We start from the raw sequence: 19,735 nt of genomic DNA, 5'->3' as shown, positions 1-19,735 counted from the left end.
CGGATATAGACAGGGGCTAATTTTCTAGGGGTTATAACGTAATTTTATTAGGGAGTATTTCAGGGATACTAATTAAGGGAAGAGATTCTAAGTTTTTGATTGTGCTAGATACAACAAAGCCCCAACTTTCGTTGAGGCTCTATTACTTAAATATGGTGCCCGAGGACGGACTTGAACCGTCACTCCTTCCGGAAGAGGATTTTGAATTCCTTGAGATGCCTTTGCAGTAGTGATAAATACTAGGATCCTGTTGGATATTCTTGTCCATTATTTGGGATTGTGTTGGATCTAGTTAGCTGTTGATGCACACAGGAATAACTCCACCAAATCAACTTCTGACTAATTATATCTAGTATCACAGAGCTCCTGAATCACTTTCATCCAAATCCAAGTTTTCTTACGACGTTTAGCCAAGGGTAAGTAGCTATCGTAGAAGAATGATTTAACGATTGGATAATCAACCTGATTGTCACGTTCAGCTTTAGGGTCAATACAATCAGCGATCATACCTTTATACTTGCGATCTACATTTCTAGCTTGGTTAATATCAATATTAGGAAAACGCCCGATAGTAATACTGCATTTATAACTGTTAAATTTGTAACGTAATAGGAAACGTTTATTACCTGTTTTACCGGATAGGCATTTCAACCCGATGATTTCAGTATCGGAGACGTCTAGTTCTGTTGATGATAAATTGCTTGGATTGGCGGGAAGAGATTTTAAATTAGCATTGGTGAATTTGAATTTTTAGTGGTGGGATTTGGGGTATTGGATGTGTTGTTACTGGCCATATTAATACCTCGTTGATTGGGGATACAAGGTATTAATATGTTTTTAAAGATGGGTTAGATACGACTGGTAAAATAAACATTACTCCTAACGAGTTGTTCATTTCTATAATCTTAATAATGCCTTCAATTCCGCACTCTTGAGCACTTCATTTAACAATTTTTTAGCTTTTGTTTCTTCAAACGGATGAGCTTGAAATAATCGGGTATGGTAATCATCTGATAAGTTATCAAGTTGATCCGATTTATCTGCTAATTTATCATGAATTTTTATTTTATAATCAGCAAAAAATTCTAGTTTTTCTGGATTAACATAGCCTGCGCCTATAAATCCCTTAGTTTTTTTATTACAGCTACAAGGATTATTCTTATTCACTAAGCTGCATTGATCATTCATAAAACTAAATAGATCAGTTCTGGCTCTCGATAATTTTTTACGATAATTAGATAAACTAAGATCAAAAATTTCGCTGCCTAAAGTATGATCAATTCCAAAAATATCACCCATTACATAAATTAATCGCTGTTCACGATCAAGACACATCAGCATACCTGACATACAACCTATTTTGGCTTCATTAATTGATTCACTTAATATAATAACTTCTTCGCCATTAAGTTCATGTGTTGGTATGGACTCTAAGTTTTTCTTATAACCATCAAAACCTCCGTTGATTGCTAACTCGATACTTTTTTTCTTCATGTCCAATATATGATTTACTGCAATCCTATACAACCAAGTTTTGAAAGCACTTTTAAAATTAAAACTACTTAACCGTGAAATGATTTTAATCCATATTTCATTATTAACGTCTTCAGCATCATGATGGCTGTAGAGCATTTTCAAACAAACATTAAATGTGAATGTGTAATGCCTTTCTATAAGCTCATTTAAAGCCGAAGTGTCACCTTTAAGTGCTGATTTTATATATACAGAATCCATCTTATTCCTTACTTTTCCTGTGAGGGTGGCACTGACATATTGATGTCTCTAATATGCCTAAACGTACCAGCCACACAGTTCACTTTCGGTTACGCTATCAAGTACCAGAAGTTTAGCTCTGTAGATTCGGGGTCATATAAATCCATTAACTGTAAACCTGCATCAACGCCAAAATAGCCGTAACAAATCTCACGAGTCTTACCTAAAGTTCGACCAAATGCCAATTCAGAATAGGTTTCATCGTCTAATTTCCCCATGAAATGACCCCGACTATTGTCAAAATCATTCAAGTATTCTTTTTCAAGGGTATCCGCTATAGTCAGCATTTTGTCTTCTGTAAATCCAATATCCTTTTTAATAACAAATGTTCCATGTTCGAAACAAGCAAAGTTATCAGGTATGACAAAGTTATCCTTCATAATCGTGTGGTGGTGCATTTTAACAGTATCTTTATCCACACACTCCAGAAATTGCTTACAAACATCACTATCCATAAACCCCTTAGGAAGGTTCTTCAGCGAACCCATATCATCTGCAAAAACTAAATTAGCATAGTCACCATTTAAGTTTCTGACTAAGCAATGAAATATAACGCCCTCTTGCTGTGTGATATATTCTTTTTCGAATTGCATGACGGCATTTATCAGATCTTCATCTTTTACACCTCTAGCTTTTGAAAAAACAGTAAATTCCATGGCCTTTGGAGTATTGTCATTTTCTCTTAGCATTTATTTTCTCCTAGTTAGTTTAAAATTATAGTGACAACAAGTTAGACGACATAAATTTATAGGTGTGACAAAAATAGCTAAATTGATTTCAAAATAAAAAACATCCATTGGATTTTTCATGGTAAAAATAACACAACAACCTTCACCATCAATAAATCCACCAAATTACGCATACCAATCCCAAAGAGTCGTTAATGGACAGGGTCAGGACCGTAATTACACCCAACCTACTCCCATGCTAATACTGTCACTGATGACCACCAGCAAAACTAACAATCCTCAAAGTACAGGACAGCCTTGGATCTAGTGAGATTGCCTTACGCACAGATTCTGCATGCGAAAGTACCGGATATGGACAGGAGTAAGTTTTCTAGGGTAATAACGTGAGTTTATTAGAGAGTATTTTTAGGGATATAACGTAAGGAAAGATGGCTTAAGCTTTTGATTGTGCCAGAAACAACAAAGCCCCAGCGTTAGCTGAGGCTCTATTACTTAAATATGGTGCCCGAGGGCGGACTTGAACCGCCACTCCTTTCGGAAGAGGATTTTGAATTCCTTGAGACGCCTTTGCAGTAGTGATAAATACTAGGATCTTGTTGGATATTCTTGTCCATAGTTTGGGATTGTGTTGGATCTAGTTAGTTATTGATGCGCACAGGAATTACACTTACCAAAATATTTGAATTTTAATCCTGACTCAGTATTGGACATAATGTTATAGCTGTTTATTTTCAGCCTCTATTTTTGAAAGTTTATAGCTGTAATAAATATTTTGACAAAATGCTATTAGAAAAACGAAATAAAACAACCCTGTTTTAGTACTATCATCAGACTCCTCCCAATACCAATAGACACATATGAATAAAAATGTATAAAACACAACCTTTGGTAGAATAAATTTTAGCATCAATATAGTCCTGATTTATTAATAGTTTGCCTGTTACCTAACTCTGCTTGTGCCTTATTCAGTTCTTTTTTATTAAAGATTACACTTCCCCAAATAACAATCAAAGTCCAGTGTTTTTTACCCATTTTTTTGAGAGTCCAAATATCTTTTATCATATCCTTCCCTCCTATTATTGATCCCCCAATACCCACATAACCAGCAAAAGAATCAATAACAGTATGAAACTTAATGTCTTCCAAAAGCTCCTTATTTGATAGAGACCATATCCCCCATTGAGGATTAACAAATGTAGTATCTAAAGTTTTATCTAATATATGCCCCATAAGCGCTCTGTTTTTAACACTTCTAATCACGGACATGGCTTCAATTCTTTGTAAACGGTCCATGTGACGATATAAAATCATAGCTGCAATGGCTTCAATTTCTGCATCTCCAGCACCTTGCAATAAATTCATTGGTATTGAGGTTATTTTAGATAAATGCAATATTTTTTGCATAGCGCTTTTGGGTAGTTGATATGGCAGAGCACTCATTCATATTCCTTTAATTATTTTAATATTTAATAAACTCACTTAATTGGGTAAATCAAATATTTCGACAAAATATCTTTCTCATAACCGCTAATTTGAGAATACCGATTCATCCTATATTACAAAAAGATAAGTACTAGTGATGGCTGAAATTACAACTAATTTCACATATTTATAAAAATACATATAATACTCGATTACAAATTGCAGGTGCGTAATATTCACCTTTGTATTTAGTTTCACCCATGGTTAAGTGGAGTTTCATTATATGGCTAACCGTCAGCTCGTTATATTTAATATTAGCAATAGCATTACAGTGTTTTCTGAATCGTTTTTCATCCAGAGGCCATGTCTTTTTACGTCGTTTAGCCAGTGGCATAGGCACTCCCAGCATTAACCAATTACGAAAAAATAGCACAACAACCTTCACCATTAATCATTCCACCAAATTACGTATAAAGATTGTAAGGGGCAGGAGGAATGCATTACCGTAAACCAAAATCCCATTACAAACGCCCCAAATACAGGGGAAACAAGAGCTAAGTCTTGGTTCAGGATTTACGTTGCTTACCCACCTTTACAAAAAGCAAAAAATATATTAAAAACATATACATGAAGCATAGTTAGCTATCATAAAAGATTAACGGTTCATTCAATAAAGGGAGTTATAATGATATTAGGTGTTTTTTTATTTTTTTTAGGTGCGTTCTCAATGGTTTATTTCCGAAAAGGAGCCTTTGAGCGACGTAATGATGCGGGTGTTGAAGAATTTTCTAGTTACTGGGCAATGCTTGCCATTCGTTTTTTAGAAAAATTTAGCAAGGTAAGTCTTGTTATAGGCCTTGTTATGATATTCGTAAGTTTAAAATCTTAGTTTATAGCTAAATAGCAAACTCAAGCCTTTATCTCTGCTGCGAAGACTGCTCATTTTAACCGATAATTAAATTAGAGATAATGGCCTACCTTCTAGGCCATGATGAAGTAGCCGCTATCAGTATTAGCGGCTCACAATTCTACGCAACCAACCTTATACCAATCCCAAAGGACAGGACGAGGACCGTAAAAGACCGGAATCCCAGTTAACTTGTCGCCATGCTAATACTGCCAGCTACAGCCACCAGCAAAACTAACAAACCTTAAAGTACAGGACAGCCTTGGATTCAGTGAGATTCCCTTGCGCACAGATTCTGCATGCGAAAGTACCGGATATGGACAGGAGTAAGTTTTCTAGGGTAATAACGTGAGTTTATTAGAGAGTATTTTTAGGGATATAACGTAAGGAAAGATGGCTTAAGCTTTTGATTGTGCCAGAAACAACAAAGCCCCAGCGTTAGCTGAGGCTCTATTACTTAAATATGGTGCCCGAGGGCGGACTTGAACCGCCACTCCTTTCGGAAGAGGATTTTGAATCCACCGCGTCTACCGATTTCACCACTCGGGCATAGGTCAACATTATACATAGCAAACGATGCCAAGCAAGTCGTTTCTCATGTTCGTAAAACAACTGTTCAAAATTAGAGCAAAGTACTGTGTTAAGTCATGATTTTATACGCCAACGAACACTTAACATCTTAAATATCAGCACTGTTAGCTTTGCACTATGGCTATTGATATCCACCAGCACTAACTATTTAGCACGACTAAGACTCACTTTTTTTGCTACACTGTTTCCACTTTCGAGATAACCCTGAAGACATGGCTGGATTCATAATGGCGAAGAAAAACAAACTCAGAAAACCAAAACACACACCTAAAATTGAAACAGGTGAAACGGCATCCATTGCCACTTTTGGCCCGCGTATTGGTGCGCTTGTGTATGACGCACTTATTGTTATTGGTATCGCTGCGATTGCCAGTGCAATAGGACTTGGTATTGCAGAAGCATTAATTGCATCTGGCATCGTAGATATCGCTGGCCGTTATGTAGATAGCGCGGCATATGTAGGCAGCCAAATTTGGTTTGCGATATTAGTATGGGGTTCAGTAGCAGGATTCTATTTGTGGTTTTGGACACACGGCGGTCAAACAGTTGGTATGCGCGCGTGGCGTTTACGCGTACAAAATACCGATGGCAGCGCAATTAGCTTAACCCAAGCGCTTATTCGTCTAGCAACTGCAGCATGTGGTTTAGGTAACTTACAAGTACCGTTTGATATGAAAAACAGAGCGTTTCAAGATCACTGGTCGAATTGTAATGTATTACGTTTAAGTAAAGAGCAAAACGGTTCATTACTGCGTTATGCCGACAAGCTAGAAAAGAAAAAATAGTTGATTTAGCGATACTTAGCGCCTAACGCTAAGCCTAAACAAAAATGGCAACCAATAGGTTGCCATTTTTACATTCATCCCTAAATATATTCTATCTACAGTAGGGTGAGATCGTCACGTTAACCATGTTTCCTTAACTGCACAACCGCAATCAAGGTAAAGATGGCACTGGGGACCACCGCCCCAAGAAACGGAGGAAACGAATACACCAAACTAATCGGGCCAAAAGTTTCACTGGCGAGGTAGAAAGTAAAACCAGCAACCACCCCCATCAAAATACGCGCGCCCATGGTTACCGTTCGCAATGGTCCAAATACAAACGACAAAGCCAGTAAGACCATGACTCCAATCGATATCGGTTGGAATATTTTCCGCCAGAAGGCTAGCTCATAACTTCCTGCGTCCTGCTTATTACTGTCTAAATAAGTAATATAAGAGTACAAGCCTGATATTGATAAATCCTCAGGATCAATCGTTACCACATCTAACTTTTCTGGTGTCAGCGTAGAATCCCAACGCAATGCAGGCAGTGTTGTCACAGTAATACTATCACTCTCGAAATGCGTAATACTAATATCTGTTAGTGCCCAGTGTTTGTCTGTATAAATCGCTTTACGAGCCAGGGTCGTTTTAACTAAACGCTGACTTTCTGAGAATTCATAAATCGTTACATTATGTAATTCACTGCCATTATTCACTTCACCAATATTAATAAAGTTATCTTTGTCTTTCGCCCAAACCCCTTTTTGAGCCCGAATAATGGATTGCCCAGACATAGCCTCACCACGCAACTGAGCAGCTTTTAGTTCGGTATAAGGCGCAACATATTCGCCCATCAACATCACCACAACCATCATTGGTATAGCAGTTTTCATTGCTGAAAGTACAATTTTAAAACGTGACTGACCAGCAGCTTGAATCACCACCAATTCAGACGAACTTGCGAGTGCTCCTAGACCAATCAACGCACCTAATAATGCAGCCATCGGAAAAAAAATTGTAATTTCGCGTGGCATTTTCAGCATCACATACATTAACGCTTCAAATAAACCGTATGTACCCTCACCGACTGCTCGTAATTGTTCGACGTATTTAATCACCGCAGATAAGCCAACGAGGGTAAACAAACAGATCATAGTGGCAAATAAAATAGCCTTACCAATATAGATATCTAAAATTTTAATCACTGCTTATTTCCTCGGGAAAAACGCATTTTCACTTTATACACTAAATGATGATACCAAGAATAATTGGCTAAATTAAACGAAATAGCCAAAGCGAGCACCCCTGAATGAACAAGCCAGAAGCCGATTGATAACGGTAATTTGTCATCCAATATCGAAGAACGCGCTGCACTCAATAACATGAAATAAGTTAAAAACATTAATAACGCAGGGAATAGTTTCGCGTAACGTCCCTGCCTAGGGTTAACCATAGCTAAAGGTACAACCAATAACGTCAGCAGTGGAATTGATACTACTTGGGCAATACGCCATTGCAGTTCCACCTTGTGTTCGAATTCAGTTGAGTTCCATAATTCAGACGTTGGTAACGCTTTGGTCCTACGACCACGTTCACGAACATCTTGTTCTTGAATAAATACGCGGTAAGTACTGAAATCAACAATACGGAAATCACGTTGTGATAATTCACCTTCATAACGTAGACCTTGGCTTAGCTTCAACCATTGTGAGCCATTTTCGTCAGACTCCACGTTACCTTTATCAGCTAATACAATGGAAGGACGCTCGCCTTCCTCCGAGGGTGATTTTGCAATAAATATTTTACGCATCGCTTTTTTGCTATCATAAGATTCAACATAGACCACAGCGCGACCACCATCAAGCGATTCAAAACGCCCCTGCTTCAATGTCGCTAAGCCGACATCAGCATCTATATTCTCGCGTAATTTCACGCGACCTTCTTCCGCTGTAGGCGCATAAACAAACGCATTAAAAGCCACCAGACCAATCGTTACTGATGATAATAATAACGACGACATTAGTATCCGACTCGGGGTATACCCACAGGCAGTTAAGATCACCATTTCACTTTCAGCGTACAACCGACCATGCGCAAACAAAATACCAATGAATAAACTCACTGGTAAAATTAATGTGCCTAACGCTGGCATAGTATACAACAACATCTCTATCACTAAATTAGCAGGTAAAGCACCTGTCATTACCTTTGAGAGCAGTGCAACAAACTGCTGGCTCACAAAGATAAGTGATAAGATGAATAAAACAGCAATTTGTGATTTCACTGTCTCAGCAAATAAATATCGGAAAATTATCACTTAAAACCTATATTAGACTAATGTTTTGTATGAAATGCAGCTCATAATTAGGTAAACTCAGCTACAAATGCAGTTTAAATAGTTAACTGCACACCCATTTTATCTGAAAATGTTAGTTTTTAATTAACTAAATACGTATAACCCCCTATTATGTTATAAATATTTGATTTTGTCTTTAGGAAACCGGAGAGTCCATGGAGTTCAATGTAAAAAGTGGTAGCCCTGAGAAACAACGCAGCGCTTGTGTTGTTGTCGGAGTATTTGAACCACGTCGTTTATCACCTGCAGCAGAACAACTAGATAAGATTAGTGACGGCTATTTAAGTTCCCTACTACGTCGCGGTGATATCGAAGGTAAACCTGGTCAAGTATTGTTGCTTCATCATGTACCCAATGTACTGAGCGAACGTGTATTATTAGTTGGCTGTGGTAAAGAACGCGAGCTAGATGAGCGCCAGTACAAGCAAATTATCACCAAAACAATGAATACCTTGAACGAAACTGGTTCTATGGAAGCCGTTTGTTTCTTACCTGAGCTAAACGTTAAAGGCCGCGATACTTACTGGAAGATCCGCTTTGCCGTTGAAACAGCACGCGATAGTCGCTACCGTTTCGATCAGCTAAAAAGCAATAAAGAAGAAACCCGTCGTCCATTACGCAAAATGGTATTCAACGTTACTTCGCGTCGTGATTTACCAACAAGTGAAAAAGCCATTGCTCACGGTCTAGCTGTAGCAAGTGGTATGCGTCTATGTAAAGACGTAGCAAACATGCCGCCAAACATCTGTAATCCCGTTTACCTTGCTAATCAAGCACGCCAACTTGCTGATGACAGTGACAAGATCACAACACAGATTTTAGGTGAGCCTGAAATGAAAGAGTTAAAAATGGACTCTTACCTTGCAGTATCACAAGGTTCAGCTAATGAAGCTAAGATGTCGATTATTAATTATAAAGGTAATCCAGATCCTGACGCAAAACCGATTGTACTGATTGGTAAAGGTCTGACATTCGATTCAGGTGGTATTTCATTAAAACCAGGCTTAGGCATGGACGAAATGAAATATGATATGGGTGGTGCTGCAGGCGTACTTGGTGCGATGAAGTCACTTGCTAAGCTAAATTTACCACTTAACGTTATAGGTATTCTAGCGGGTTGTGAAAACATGCCGGGTAGCAATGCTTACCGTCCAGGTGACATCCTTACAACCATGTCAGGACAAACCGTTGAAGTACTTAATACCGATGCTGAAGGTCGTTTAGTATTATGTGACGTATTAACCTATGTTGAACGTTTTGATCCAGAACTTGTTATTGACGTCGCGACCTTAACGGGTGCGTGTGTTGTTGCACTTGGTCATCACATCACAGGTTTACTGTCTACGCATAACCCACTGGCACATGAATTATTAAATGCGTCTGATCAAGCCGCAGATAAAGCATGGCGTTTACCAATTACTGACGACTTCCAAGAACAAATTGAAAGTCCATTTGCTGATTTAGCGAACATTGGTGGCCCTGGTGGCGGTACGATCACTGCAGCCTGTTTCTTATCACGCTTTACTAAAAAGTATCACTGGGCGCATCTAGACATCGCTGGTACTGCTTGGGTAAGTGGTAAAAATAAAGGCTCAACGGGTCGTCCTGTACCAATGTTGACCCAGTTCTTGCTTAACCGTACAGAACGAAATGAAGTGCAACAAGCTGACGAAGCTTAATTAATTTCATATCATCAATATCCAAAGGGTCGCTGTAGCGGCCTTTTTTATTCGACTACTTATCTAAAAACCCACCTTATTAATCAACTTTAGTATGAAAAAATACTGAATTAAGGGTTTCTAAAATGGCTGTCACATAAAATTAGCGTATGGTAATAATCACACAAAAAGTATAACGATTTATACTAATACCATTAATAAGGATATTAAGGTTACATCATGATAAACATCGCTAGTATTTATGAAAAAATGGACAAGTACCACTTCGATTTTGAGTATTACCTTAATATCCATATACCAATGTCGATTGAGATATTATCAAATGCAGAAGGGTTTAAAGGCGTAAAAGTGGAACGCGGTATCGATATATCTAACACTATCGACTCAACTTATGTCGCAATGTGCCATTACTATTTCGATACCTTAGAAAATTTCATGGCTGCCTTTATTCCTCACGCCGAAAAATTACAAGATAATGTAAGACACTATACTAACATCGAACCAACAATTCAGATCAACGAGGTTGAGTTCGCCCTCTAACATCTCCCTCAACACAAGGAACAGACTTGGTTTAGTATTAATTCCCGCAAATAACACAAAACACAGTATTCCCGCCGACAACTCTATTTTTCATCACTACCCTTTGTGATACTATGTGCTGTTATACTTATAATTGGTAAATGACTCAGTCATTGGCGCAAAACTACAGATGAAAAAAGTCACTTTTTATATTATGCAAGAATCTAAAAATGGCGTTGCGGCGAGTATGCCCCAGCACCATGAACTTGCCTGTAAACTAGCTGGTGAGTTTTATCAGCAAGGACAACGCGTCTATATTCACACCAACGATGAATCGGCAGCCAATCAGGTTGACGAATACCTTTGGCAATTAGATGCGAGCAGTTTTGTACCACATAATTTACAAGGTGAAGGTCCACGTAATGGCGCGCCCGTTGAAATCGGTTTTCAACCGCCCCGTCATCGCTATCAGGTACTAATCAACCTGCACGACCAGACACCGCAATTTGCAGTCAACTTTAATCAGATTATCGATTTTGTACCGCATCAAGACGGGCTAAAACAACAAGCTCGAGAGCGTTACAAACATTATCGTCAAACAGGGTTACAACTGTTAACTGTGAACGCCGAATAATCAATCAACCATTGAGAATTAGAAAGCAGACCTATGGAAAAAATATACAATCCCCAAGCCATTGAGCAATCGCTTTACCAAAACTGGGAAGAGCAAGGTTACTTCAAGCCAAACGGCGATCTAACAAAAGATGCATACAGCATCATGATCCCACCGCCAAATGTTACTGGTAGCCTGCACATGGGTCATGCCTTCCAACAAACAATTATGGATGCGCTGACTCGTTATAAGCGCATGCAAGGTAACAATACGTTATGGCAAGTGGGTACCGATCACGCCGGTATCGCAACACAAATGGTTGTTGAACGTAAGATTGCAGCTGAAGAAGGTAAAACACGCCACGATTATGGCCGTGATGCATTCATCGACAAGATCTGGGATTGGAAAAACGAATCAGGCGGTAATATCACTCGTCAAATGCGTCGTTTAGGCACATCTGTAGATTGGGATCGCGAACGTTTTACGATGGATGACGGTCTGTCTGAAGCAGTAAAAGAAGTATTCGTACGTTTATTTAAAGAAGATCTAATTTACCGTGGCAAGCGCCTAGTAAACTGGGATCCAAAATTCCACACTGCCATTTCTGATCTAGAAGTAGAGAGCAAAGAAAAACAAGGCAGCATGTGGTACTTCCGCTATCCATTAGCAGACGGCGAAACAACTGCTGACGGTAAAGATTACATCGTTGTCGCAACCACACGTCCAGAAACAATGCTAGGTGACTCTGCGGTCGCAGTACACCCGAAAGACGAACGCTATGCAGCGCTTGTAGGCAAAGAAATTATTCTTCCTATCGTTGGCCGCCGCATCAAAATTGTTGCTGATGATTATGCTGACATGGAAAAAGGCACGGGTTGTGTAAAAATTACACCTGCTCATGACTTTAACGATTACGAAGTTGGTAAACGTAACAACTTAGTCATGTTCAACATCCTAACTGAAAATGCTGATATTCGTGAAGAAGCGGAAATCATCAACTCAGACGGCACAGAAAATACTGAACTAACCTTCACTATCCCTGCTGAATACCAAGGCATGGAGCGTTTTGCTGCTCGTAAAGCAATAGTTGCTAAGTTTGAAGAACTTGCCCTACTAGAAAAAATTGAACCACATACACTACAAGTACCTTACGGCGATCGTAGTGGCGTTGTGATTGAGCCACTACTAACAGACCAATGGTATGTAAGTGTTGGCCCAATGGCGAAAGTAGCAACTGACGCAGTAAAAGAGGGCGAAATTCAATTCGTACCAAAACAATACGAAAACATGTACTTCTCGTGGATGAACGACGTACAAGATTGGTGTATTTCACGTCAGCTTTGGTGGGGTCATCGTATTCCAGCTTGGTATGATAACGAAGGTAATGTATTCGTTGGTCGTGATGAAGCTGAAGTACGTGCAGAAAACAACTTAGGTCCAGAGATTGCATTACGTCAAGACGACGATGTACTCGATACTTGGTTCTCATCTGCGCTTTGGACATTCTCAACGCAAGGCTGGCCACAGCAAACGCAAGATCTTAAAGTGTTCCACCCAAGTGATGTACTGGTAACAGGTTTCGACATCATCTTCTTCTGGGTTGCACGTATGATCATGATGACCATGCACTTCATCAAAGATGAAAACGGCAAGCCACAAGTACCATTCAAAACGGTTTATGTAACTGGTTTAGTACGTGATGAAGCTGGCGATAAAATGTCAAAATCAAAAGGTAACGTACTTGATCCACTAGACATGATCGACGGTATCGACCTTGAGTCGCTAGTACAAAAACGTACTGGTAACATGATGCAGCCACAACTTGCTAAGAAAATTGAAAAAGCAACGCGTAAAGAATTTGAAGGCGGCATTGAAGCTCACGGTACTGACGCACTACGTTTCACATTAGCAGCAATGGCATCGACTGGTCGTGACATTAACTGGGATATGAAGCGCCTTGACGGTTACCGTAACTTCTGTAACAAACTATGGAACGCAAGCCGTTACGTATTAATGAACACAGAAGAACATGATTGCGGCCAAAATGGCGGCGACATGGAATTCAGCCTAGCGGATCGTTGGATCCAAGGTCAATTCCAAGAAACCATCAAGACATACCGTGAAGCAGTTGATACTTACCGTCTCGATCTTGCTGCAAACATTGCTTACGAATTCACTTGGAACCAATTCTGTGATTGGTACTTAGAATTAACTAAGCCTGTATTCGCACACGGTACAGAAGCACAACTGCGTGCTACGCGTCATACGCTAGTAACAATCCTAGAAGAGTTACAACGTTTAATGCACCCTATCATGCCATTCATCACTGAAGAGATTTGGCAGCGTGTTGCACCACTTGCTGGTAAGCACACCGAAGGCGCAACAATCATGCTACAGGCATTCCCTGAATATGATGCGGCTAAAGTTGATGCACAATCAATGCAAGATCTTGAGTGGGTGAAACAATTCATTATCGCTATCCGTAACATCCGCGGCGAAATGGACATTAGCCCAAGCAAGCCAATCTCGATTTTGCTTAAAAATGTAGGCACTGAAGAACAACGTCGCCTAGACGAAAACCAACAGTTCCTTAGCTCACTAGCAAAACTAGAAGCAATCACATTACTTAACGAAAATGAAGAAGCACCAATCTCAGCAACATCACTATTAGGCAACATGGAAATCTTAATTCCAATGGCTGGCCTAATCGATAAAGATGCTGAAATTGCGCGTATCAACAAGCAAATGGAAAAAGTACAAAAAGACTTAGACCGTGTTGCAGGCAAACTAAACAACGAAAAATTCGTTGGTAAAGCGCCAGAAGCTGTTATCGCGAAAGAACGTGAGAAACAAGCGGAGTTTGAAAATACGATTGCTAAATTTAAAGCACAAAAAGCACGAATTGAATCGATCTAGTCGTTAAAATCGTACTTACCTATAAAGGGAGGGTTGAGTAATCAACCCTCCCTTTATTGTTTTTAAATACAACTAAATACTAAATCAACGTCACAATTATTTCTTCATATCTTGTAAAAACATTTCCATATCAGCACTTACGATGTAACATCTTTATTCGTAACAGTGTGTTGTTGTTATGGAAAACAACACCGCTTAACTATACATGTCGACACCAAGGAATGGAGTGATAGGTTATGGGCAGCAAGGAACCGCTAAATCACATATTAATTGCCGCTATTCAGCATTTACCCATAGGTATATTCTGGAAAGACATACATGGCCAATATCTCGGTTGTAATAAGCACTGCCTAGAATTATTCGATCTGCCTTCTGAACAGTTTATTATTGGGAAAACCGATGTTCAGCTAAAACCGGCATTCCAAGAAAAAAAACTTCCCAACGACGAGCTCTATCAAACCGACCAACAGGCGTTAAAATACGGCCGTAGTGTCATTGCAAAAAAAATGACCATGGAAACCATATACGGCGATGGTCAATATGAAATAACCAAGATCCCCCTTAAAAACAAAGCAGGTAAAATCACTGGTTTACTTGGCATTGCCGTGGATATCTCCAGTAAATGTCGCTCCGAGCAGAAGCTACAAGAAAAAACTGCATTACTGAATTCTATTTTTGATGCCCTTCCTGATTTCGTCATATACAAAGACATGCAAGGGCGAGTAATCGAATGCAACCGTACCGCGCTTAAATTCGCCAACAAGAAAAAATCCGATGTGATTGGTAAAACCATTGCACAATTATTGCCTGAAACAACAGCTAAATTAAGTCTCGATTATGATATCCAGCTCAAATCAAATTATAAAAGTGCCAACTACAAGATGGAGTTCACGCTCGAAGGCCGAGACATATACGTGGATGTACATAAGCACCCAGTCATTAAGAATAATGAATTAGTCGGGACGGTCAGCATATCTCGCGACCTTAAAGAACGCCGTATTACCTTACAAAAAATTGATAGATTAACAAAACACGACCAACTAACAAACCTATTAAACCGCGCCACATTCCTGAAAAAAATAGATAAAATAAAACCAGATTCTAAGTGGGGTATGCTACTCATCGATATCAAAAAGATGGGGTATATAAACAGCCATCACGGCACCGACATTGGGGATCAAGTAATTTTTTATGTCGGCGAGACAATTAAAAAAATAGCACCTGAACATGCTTACTTAGCGCGAATTCAAGGTGATCGATTTTCGATTCTCAGTGATCAAGCCAGTTCCCCCCAACAACTTGATAATTTATGCAATACATTAACGAATAAGCTTAACAAAAAAATTGCTATTCAAGGACATGTGATAGATCTGGCTATTTGTATTGGCGCAGCCAATTACCCCGATAGTATTAAAAATACCAAACACCTGCTGACTTGCAGTGAGCAAGCCTTACAGCGCTCACGTAAACATCTTGGGCAAAGTTACAGTTTATTTGATCCCGCCTTAGAAGCCCATGCCGAAGCAGAGAGGCGACTGACAGAAGACTTAAAATACGCCATACAGAAGAAGAACATCGACTTATATTACCAACCCATTATTGATAGTAAAACAAAAGTAGTATTGGGTGTTGAAGCGCTTGCGCGTTGGCATCACCCTGAACAAGGGCTTATTATGCCGATTAAATTCATTGCGCTAGCCGAAAAAAATAACTTAATTGGACAGCTTGGTGAAGTCGTATTAGAAAAAGCCTGTCAGCAATTAGCCCAATGGCGCGCCCACGATATCGATATCTTTATGGCCGTCAATTTGTCACCGATTCAATTTAATGATCCACAGCTCATCAATAAAATTAAACACTGTATCGACTATTACCAGATACCAGCACACCGACTCGAAATAGAAGTCACTGAAAGCGCCTTAATGGAATCAAACAAGACCGCAGACCAAATGCTAGAAGAATTAATAAAACTTGGCGTGCGTCTTTCTATTGATGATTTTGGCACAGGTTATTGTTCATTGTCTTACCTAAAAAATATGCCTGCACATAAAATAAAAATAGATAAATCCTTCGTCGATGAATTAGAAATCGATAAAACGACAACAGCAATAACACGCTCTGTGATCAGCTTAGCAAGAGAATTAAACATTACCGTAACAGCAGAAGGGATCGAAGAGCAATCACAAATGGAATGGCTACAAGCACAACAATGTGATCAACTTCAGGGGTATTTATTTAGTCGCCCGTTACCGAGCGACAAATTTTGTCTATGGTACAAAAAACATCATGCCACACACAATAATATGACTTATCTACAACACACAGAAACAACGCTGTCTATGCCAGTACTATAATGTAAGTGCTATGAGGCGTCTTCTTCGAAGTAAGTACCCCAACCATCATAAGTAACGTCTTGTTCGATAGACATTTTAAGTAACGCTTCGATATCACGCGTGATCGTATCGATATCAAGTTCAGTTTCAACAATACAATCGAATGCGAATACTGTTTGTCCGTCTTCAAGTTCAACTTCTTCTGGGTCTGATACATCGTAGCCCAGTTTAAATGCTGCAATAGCGGCTTTTTCTAACTGTGCAAAATCATCCCCAGCAAAGTGATGCTCAATTGAATACACAGCATCAGGATCACTGCCATCTTCTAATAAATTATCAATGATCTCTTCAGCTTCGACTTTCAGCTCGGCAAATTCTTTTTCAAAATCCACTAGGTTAATCTCTTTAGTTATGATGTATGAAAGAATACTCTGGTTTTAATATTCATGCCATTAAATTATACCCAAAAAAAAATGCCAAACATAGGACTAGATAACACGGCAGCATTAAAATCAAGGTCATAATGCCGTAGGATAAATACTGGTAATAGTACCGCGATAGCGTAGCTTGAAAGAATTGTTACAACTCTTTCATATCTGTCTCGGCACTTAATTAAAACAATATTGTCTACATCTCAGATTGATATTGTGTCACATTACCCAAATACAGACATAAATGATTTGGTGTATTGTATAATGCATTAGAGCTAGAGATAGAGAAAGAAAAAGAGAAAGAGTTATTGTGATAAAAAAACGCATTGAAATCCCAAACCATCAAGCAGAATTAGCACTTTTTTCACGTAGGACAGCAGCTTCTTTTTTTATGATACTGCTAATGACTGCTGCTCTCTTAGTGAATTTATATCATTTACAAGTCTCTGGTTATCAAAGGTATTCTGGTCGCGCGAATAACAACCGAATTAAGATTGTGCCAATAGCGCCCAACAGAGGGCTCATTTACGATCGTAACGGTGTGCTGTTAGCGAAGAATGTGCCTATTTATTCTCTTGAAATCATACCTGAAAAAATAAAGGATATAGAATCGACCTTAATTAAATTAAAAAATCTGCTTGGGTTAAGTGATAACGATATCATCGAATTTAAACAATCGATGAAGCAAACAAGGCACTTTAAATCCGTTACGTTTACAGCTCAGTTAACAGAAAAACAAGTGGCAATGTTTACCGTTCATCAACATCAATTTCCTGGCGTGTTCGTTGATGCTTTTCTTGAACGCTATTATCCGTATAAAGAAAATTTAACGCATATTTTGGGCTACGTAGCAAAAATTAATGATCGAGATATAAATCGATTAAAGCAACAACATAAATATAAGCAATATAAAGCGACGAGAACAATCGGTAAATTGGGTATTGAACGGTCTTATGAAGAGATTCTTCATGGCCAATCAGGCTTTGCTAAAGTCGAAGTTAATAGTCAAGGCAGAGTAATACGGACATTAGAAACAGTACCGCCAATTCCGGGTAAAGATATAAAACTGAATATAGACATTAACCTGCAGCTATATGCAAATAAATTACTTACCGAGAAAAAAATTGACCCTGCAACAGGAAAATCAATTCTGAAGCATAAACGTGGTGCCTTGGTGGTATTAGATCCGAGAGATGATTCGATTCTCGCGATGGTATCAAGTCCAAGCTATGATCCAAATTGGTTTGTTCATGGTATTTCATCTGCAAGGTATAAAGCCCTTTTATCTGATCCCGATAAACCTTTATTCAATCGCGTTACGTTAGGCGCTTACTCACCCGGTTCAACTGCTAAACCTATGATTGCAGCAGCAGCCTTAACCGAAGGGGTCATTACACCAGGCACAACAAGAAATGACTCTGGTTGGTGGCGGATCCCCAATACTAAAAGTCGAAAATGGCGTGATGATGTGCGCGGGGGTTTTGGTGAGGTTAATATTTACAAAGCGATAGAGAAATCGGTGAACACCTACTTTTACCCAATCGCCTTTGATATGGGCATTGACCGATTATCGGTCTGGATGAATAAATTTGGCTATGGTCTACCCTCAGGGATTGATATTAAAGAAGATAGCCGCGCTAATATGCCGACCAGAGAGTGGAAACGCGTTCATTACCATCAATCTTGGTATCAAGGTGATACTATCCCGATTGGCATTGGGCAAGGCTATTGGACGGCAACACCATTACAAATTGCAAAAGCGACATCCGTTATAGCCAATAAAGGCTTGGTACATAGACCCCATATCGTCAGAAGTATTGTTGAAAACGATGTTGAAACCGATGTTGCATTCAACGATTTTTCTAAAATGGGCAGTGTAAAACAAGAAACATGGAATATTGTGCAGGAAGGGATGCGACGTGTACTTGTGACAGGTACTGGTCGGCAAGCGTTTAGTCATATTTCATATGACGCAGCGGGGAAATCAGGCACAAGTCAGGTATTTGGTCTTGATCATGGAGAGAATTATAATGCCGAGGAATTAACTGAGCGTTTGAGAGATCATGCATTATTTACTGCATTTGCGCCACTAAAATCACCTAAAGTATTAGTTACCGCGGTTTTAGAAAATGGTGGCTGGGGCAGACGCGCGGCGCCAATGGTCAGAAAAATAATGGATTATGTGTTAATTAAACCGACACTGGATCCGCAATCGACACTTGGGCATAAGGCAAGTTAAATGAAAAAAACCTCCGTATTAAGCGGAGGTTTTATCGTAAAAATATGCCAAACCGATAATTTAGCAATAACAATACACTGATATTACGGTGTAAAGACCACTTTTACTGAGTCATCGACTTCTGACGAATCGATATAAGCAATTGCATTAGCATGTGATGCAACTTGGCTTTTGATCAGTGCTGATGAACCAATTGTCTTCGGCGGTTTACCTTTACCAGTAAATATTAAGCGTGACCAATAAGCTTGTAATTGTGAATCACTCTTACCAGTAACACTGTCGTGAAATTCACCGCGGATAAAACTACCTGCCGCTTGCTCAATCACTTCAGCTTTTGCGCCGTTTGGTAATTTTTTAGACTTACCCAAATATAATTTAGATACTTGTGATTTCGATAACGAGTCAGGGCCTGTTGGGTTAGCAATAACCACAACACCCGCTTGTGCAACACCAGATATCAATGCTGCTGTTAAGGCAACTTTAGCTAATAATTTCATCAG

The 19,735-nt window shown here is 39.3% G+C and carries 16 protein-coding genes, 1 tRNA gene and 1 pseudogene; 8 read left to right on the top strand and 10 right to left on the bottom strand.

Translation table 11 applies throughout. From position 1 onward, the window contains the following. Window positions 1–339 precede the first annotated feature (339 nt). The 5 genes and pseudogenes from HWV03_RS02065 to HWV03_RS02045 all read right to left on the bottom strand — a co-directional run. Window positions 340–678, bottom strand: a pseudogene (locus tag HWV03_RS02065) (Arm DNA-binding domain-containing protein); the annotation flags it as partial. 219 nt (window positions 679–897) lie between these two features. Next, window positions 898–1,734 carry an RNA polymerase sigma factor gene (locus tag HWV03_RS02060; RefSeq protein WP_211678264.1) on the bottom strand — a complete coding sequence of 279 codons (837 nt, stop codon included), beginning with the start codon at window positions 1,732–1,734 and terminating at the stop codon, window positions 898–900. Window positions 1,735–1,823: 89 nt separating this feature from the next. Further along, on the bottom strand, window positions 1,824–2,462 hold the full coding sequence (locus HWV03_RS02055; protein WP_211678263.1) for a hypothetical protein: 639 nt from the start codon (window positions 2,460–2,462) through the stop codon (window positions 1,824–1,826). 906 nt (window positions 2,463–3,368) lie between these two features. Then, window positions 3,369–3,902, bottom strand: coding sequence for a hypothetical protein (locus HWV03_RS02050; protein ID WP_211678262.1), 534 nt, complete (start codon window positions 3,900–3,902; stop codon window positions 3,369–3,371). 169 nt (window positions 3,903–4,071) lie between these two features. Then, window positions 4,072–4,332: a hypothetical protein gene (locus HWV03_RS02045; protein ID WP_211678261.1), complete on the bottom strand. Its 261-nt coding sequence runs from the start codon at window positions 4,330–4,332 to the stop codon at window positions 4,072–4,074. A 237-nt stretch (window positions 4,333–4,569) separates the two neighbouring features. Here HWV03_RS02045 and HWV03_RS02040 point away from each other — a divergent pair, with 237 nt between their 5' ends. Beyond that, on the top strand, window positions 4,570–4,773 hold the full coding sequence (locus HWV03_RS02040; RefSeq protein ID WP_211678260.1) for a hypothetical protein: 204 nt from the start codon (window positions 4,570–4,572) through the stop codon (window positions 4,771–4,773). A 482-nt stretch (window positions 4,774–5,255) separates the two neighbouring features. Here the strand turns inward: HWV03_RS02040 and HWV03_RS02035 are convergent. Then, window positions 5,256–5,340, bottom strand: a tRNA-Leu gene (locus HWV03_RS02035). A gap of 269 nt (window positions 5,341–5,609) precedes the next feature. On the opposite strand from HWV03_RS02035, the gene HWV03_RS02030 reads away from it, so the two are divergent. Next, window positions 5,610–6,167, top strand: a complete 558-nt coding sequence (locus tag HWV03_RS02030; protein WP_211678259.1) for an RDD family protein — start codon at window positions 5,610–5,612, stop codon at window positions 6,165–6,167. A 119-nt stretch (window positions 6,168–6,286) separates the two neighbouring features. On the opposite strand, the gene lptG is transcribed toward HWV03_RS02030, so the two are convergent. After that, on the bottom strand, window positions 6,287–7,354 hold the full coding sequence (gene lptG, locus HWV03_RS02025; protein ID WP_211678258.1) for an LPS export ABC transporter permease LptG: 1,068 nt from the start codon (window positions 7,352–7,354) through the stop codon (window positions 6,287–6,289). Continuing rightward, entirely contained in the window at window positions 7,351–8,466 is a 1,116-nt protein-coding gene (lptF, locus tag HWV03_RS02020) for an LPS export ABC transporter permease LptF (protein WP_211678257.1), read from the bottom strand. Before lptF ends, lptG begins: the two co-directional genes overlap by 4 nt. 194 nt (window positions 8,467–8,660) lie before the next feature. Between lptF and pepA the strand changes: the two genes are divergently transcribed. The 5 genes from pepA to HWV03_RS01995 all read left to right on the top strand — a co-directional run bounded on the left by pepA (window position 8,661) and on the right by HWV03_RS01995 (window position 16,586). Then, window positions 8,661–10,184, top strand: coding sequence for a leucyl aminopeptidase (gene pepA / locus HWV03_RS02015; protein WP_211673851.1), 1,524 nt, complete (start codon window positions 8,661–8,663; stop codon window positions 10,182–10,184). A 219-nt stretch (window positions 10,185–10,403) separates the two neighbouring features. Next, entirely contained in the window at window positions 10,404–10,724 is a 321-nt protein-coding gene (locus HWV03_RS02010) for an EthD family reductase (RefSeq protein WP_211678256.1), read from the top strand. A 169-nt stretch (window positions 10,725–10,893) separates the two neighbouring features. Continuing rightward, window positions 10,894–11,337 (top strand): DNA polymerase III subunit chi, encoded by a 444-nt coding sequence (locus HWV03_RS02005; RefSeq protein WP_045111972.1) that lies wholly within the window; start codon window positions 10,894–10,896, stop codon window positions 11,335–11,337. A 33-nt stretch (window positions 11,338–11,370) separates the two neighbouring features. Beyond that, a complete protein-coding gene (locus HWV03_RS02000; RefSeq protein WP_211678255.1) occupies window positions 11,371–14,232 on the top strand; it encodes a valine--tRNA ligase in 2,862 nt (953 codons plus the stop codon). A 236-nt stretch (window positions 14,233–14,468) separates the two neighbouring features. After that, complete coding sequence (locus HWV03_RS01995; protein ID WP_211678254.1) at window positions 14,469–16,586, top strand: sensor domain-containing protein; 2,118 nt, start codon at window positions 14,469–14,471, stop codon at window positions 16,584–16,586. Window positions 16,587–16,594: 8 nt separating this feature from the next. Here the strand turns inward: HWV03_RS01995 and rraB are convergent, their stop codons facing one another. Next, window positions 16,595–16,957 carry a ribonuclease E inhibitor RraB gene (gene rraB / locus HWV03_RS01990; protein ID WP_045111975.1) on the bottom strand — a complete coding sequence of 121 codons (363 nt, stop codon included), beginning with the start codon at window positions 16,955–16,957 and terminating at the stop codon, window positions 16,595–16,597. A 349-nt stretch (window positions 16,958–17,306) separates the two neighbouring features. Between rraB and mrdA the strand changes: the two genes are divergently transcribed. Then, window positions 17,307–19,235 carry a penicillin-binding protein 2 gene (gene mrdA / locus HWV03_RS01985; RefSeq protein WP_255547008.1) on the top strand — a complete coding sequence of 643 codons (1,929 nt, stop codon included), beginning with the start codon at window positions 17,307–17,309 and terminating at the stop codon, window positions 19,233–19,235. Between the two features lie 83 nt (window positions 19,236–19,318). Here mrdA and HWV03_RS01980 read toward each other — a convergent pair whose 3' ends face one another. After that, window positions 19,319–19,732 (bottom strand): phosphate ABC transporter substrate-binding protein, encoded by a 414-nt coding sequence (locus HWV03_RS01980; RefSeq protein WP_211678253.1) that lies wholly within the window; start codon window positions 19,730–19,732, stop codon window positions 19,319–19,321. Window positions 19,733–19,735: the final 3 nt, after the last annotated feature.

Source organism: Moritella sp. 36, assembly GCF_018219415.1.
In the GTDB taxonomy this organism is placed as follows: Bacteria; Pseudomonadota; Gammaproteobacteria; order Enterobacterales; family Moritellaceae; genus Moritella.
The sequence above is the reverse complement of the archived record's forward strand: the minus strand, read 5'-3'. Positions and strand labels throughout refer to the sequence as shown.

What these genes read in the sequence shown, in the direction of transcription:
- HWV03_RS02060 (WP_211678264.1), bottom strand. Translation starts at nt 1,734, where the DNA reads ATGGATTCTGTATATATAAAATCAGCACTTAAAGGTGACACTTCGGCT.
- HWV03_RS02055 (WP_211678263.1), bottom strand. Translation starts at nt 2,462, where the DNA reads ATGCTAAGAGAAAATGACAATACTCCAAAGGCCATGGAATTTACTGTT.
- HWV03_RS02050 (WP_211678262.1), bottom strand. Translation starts at nt 3,902, where the DNA reads ATGAGTGCTCTGCCATATCAACTACCCAAAAGCGCTATGCAAAAAATA.
- HWV03_RS02045 (WP_211678261.1), bottom strand. Translation starts at nt 4,332, where the DNA reads ATGGTGAAGGTTGTTGTGCTATTTTTTCGTAATTGGTTAATGCTGGGA.
- HWV03_RS02040 (WP_211678260.1), top strand. Translation starts at nt 4,570, where the DNA reads ATGATATTAGGTGTTTTTTTATTTTTTTTAGGTGCGTTCTCAATGGTT.
- HWV03_RS02030 (WP_211678259.1), top strand. Translation starts at nt 5,610, where the DNA reads ATGGCGAAGAAAAACAAACTCAGAAAACCAAAACACACACCTAAAATT.
- pepA (WP_211673851.1), top strand. Translation starts at nt 8,661, where the DNA reads ATGGAGTTCAATGTAAAAAGTGGTAGCCCTGAGAAACAACGCAGCGCT.
- HWV03_RS02010 (WP_211678256.1), top strand. Translation starts at nt 10,404, where the DNA reads ATGATAAACATCGCTAGTATTTATGAAAAAATGGACAAGTACCACTTC.
- HWV03_RS02005 (WP_045111972.1), top strand. Translation starts at nt 10,894, where the DNA reads ATGAAAAAAGTCACTTTTTATATTATGCAAGAATCTAAAAATGGCGTT.
- HWV03_RS02000 (WP_211678255.1), top strand. Translation starts at nt 11,371, where the DNA reads ATGGAAAAAATATACAATCCCCAAGCCATTGAGCAATCGCTTTACCAA.
- HWV03_RS01995 (WP_211678254.1), top strand. Translation starts at nt 14,469, where the DNA reads ATGGGCAGCAAGGAACCGCTAAATCACATATTAATTGCCGCTATTCAG.
- HWV03_RS01980 (WP_211678253.1), bottom strand. Translation starts at nt 19,732, where the DNA reads ATGAAATTATTAGCTAAAGTTGCCTTAACAGCAGCATTGATATCTGGT.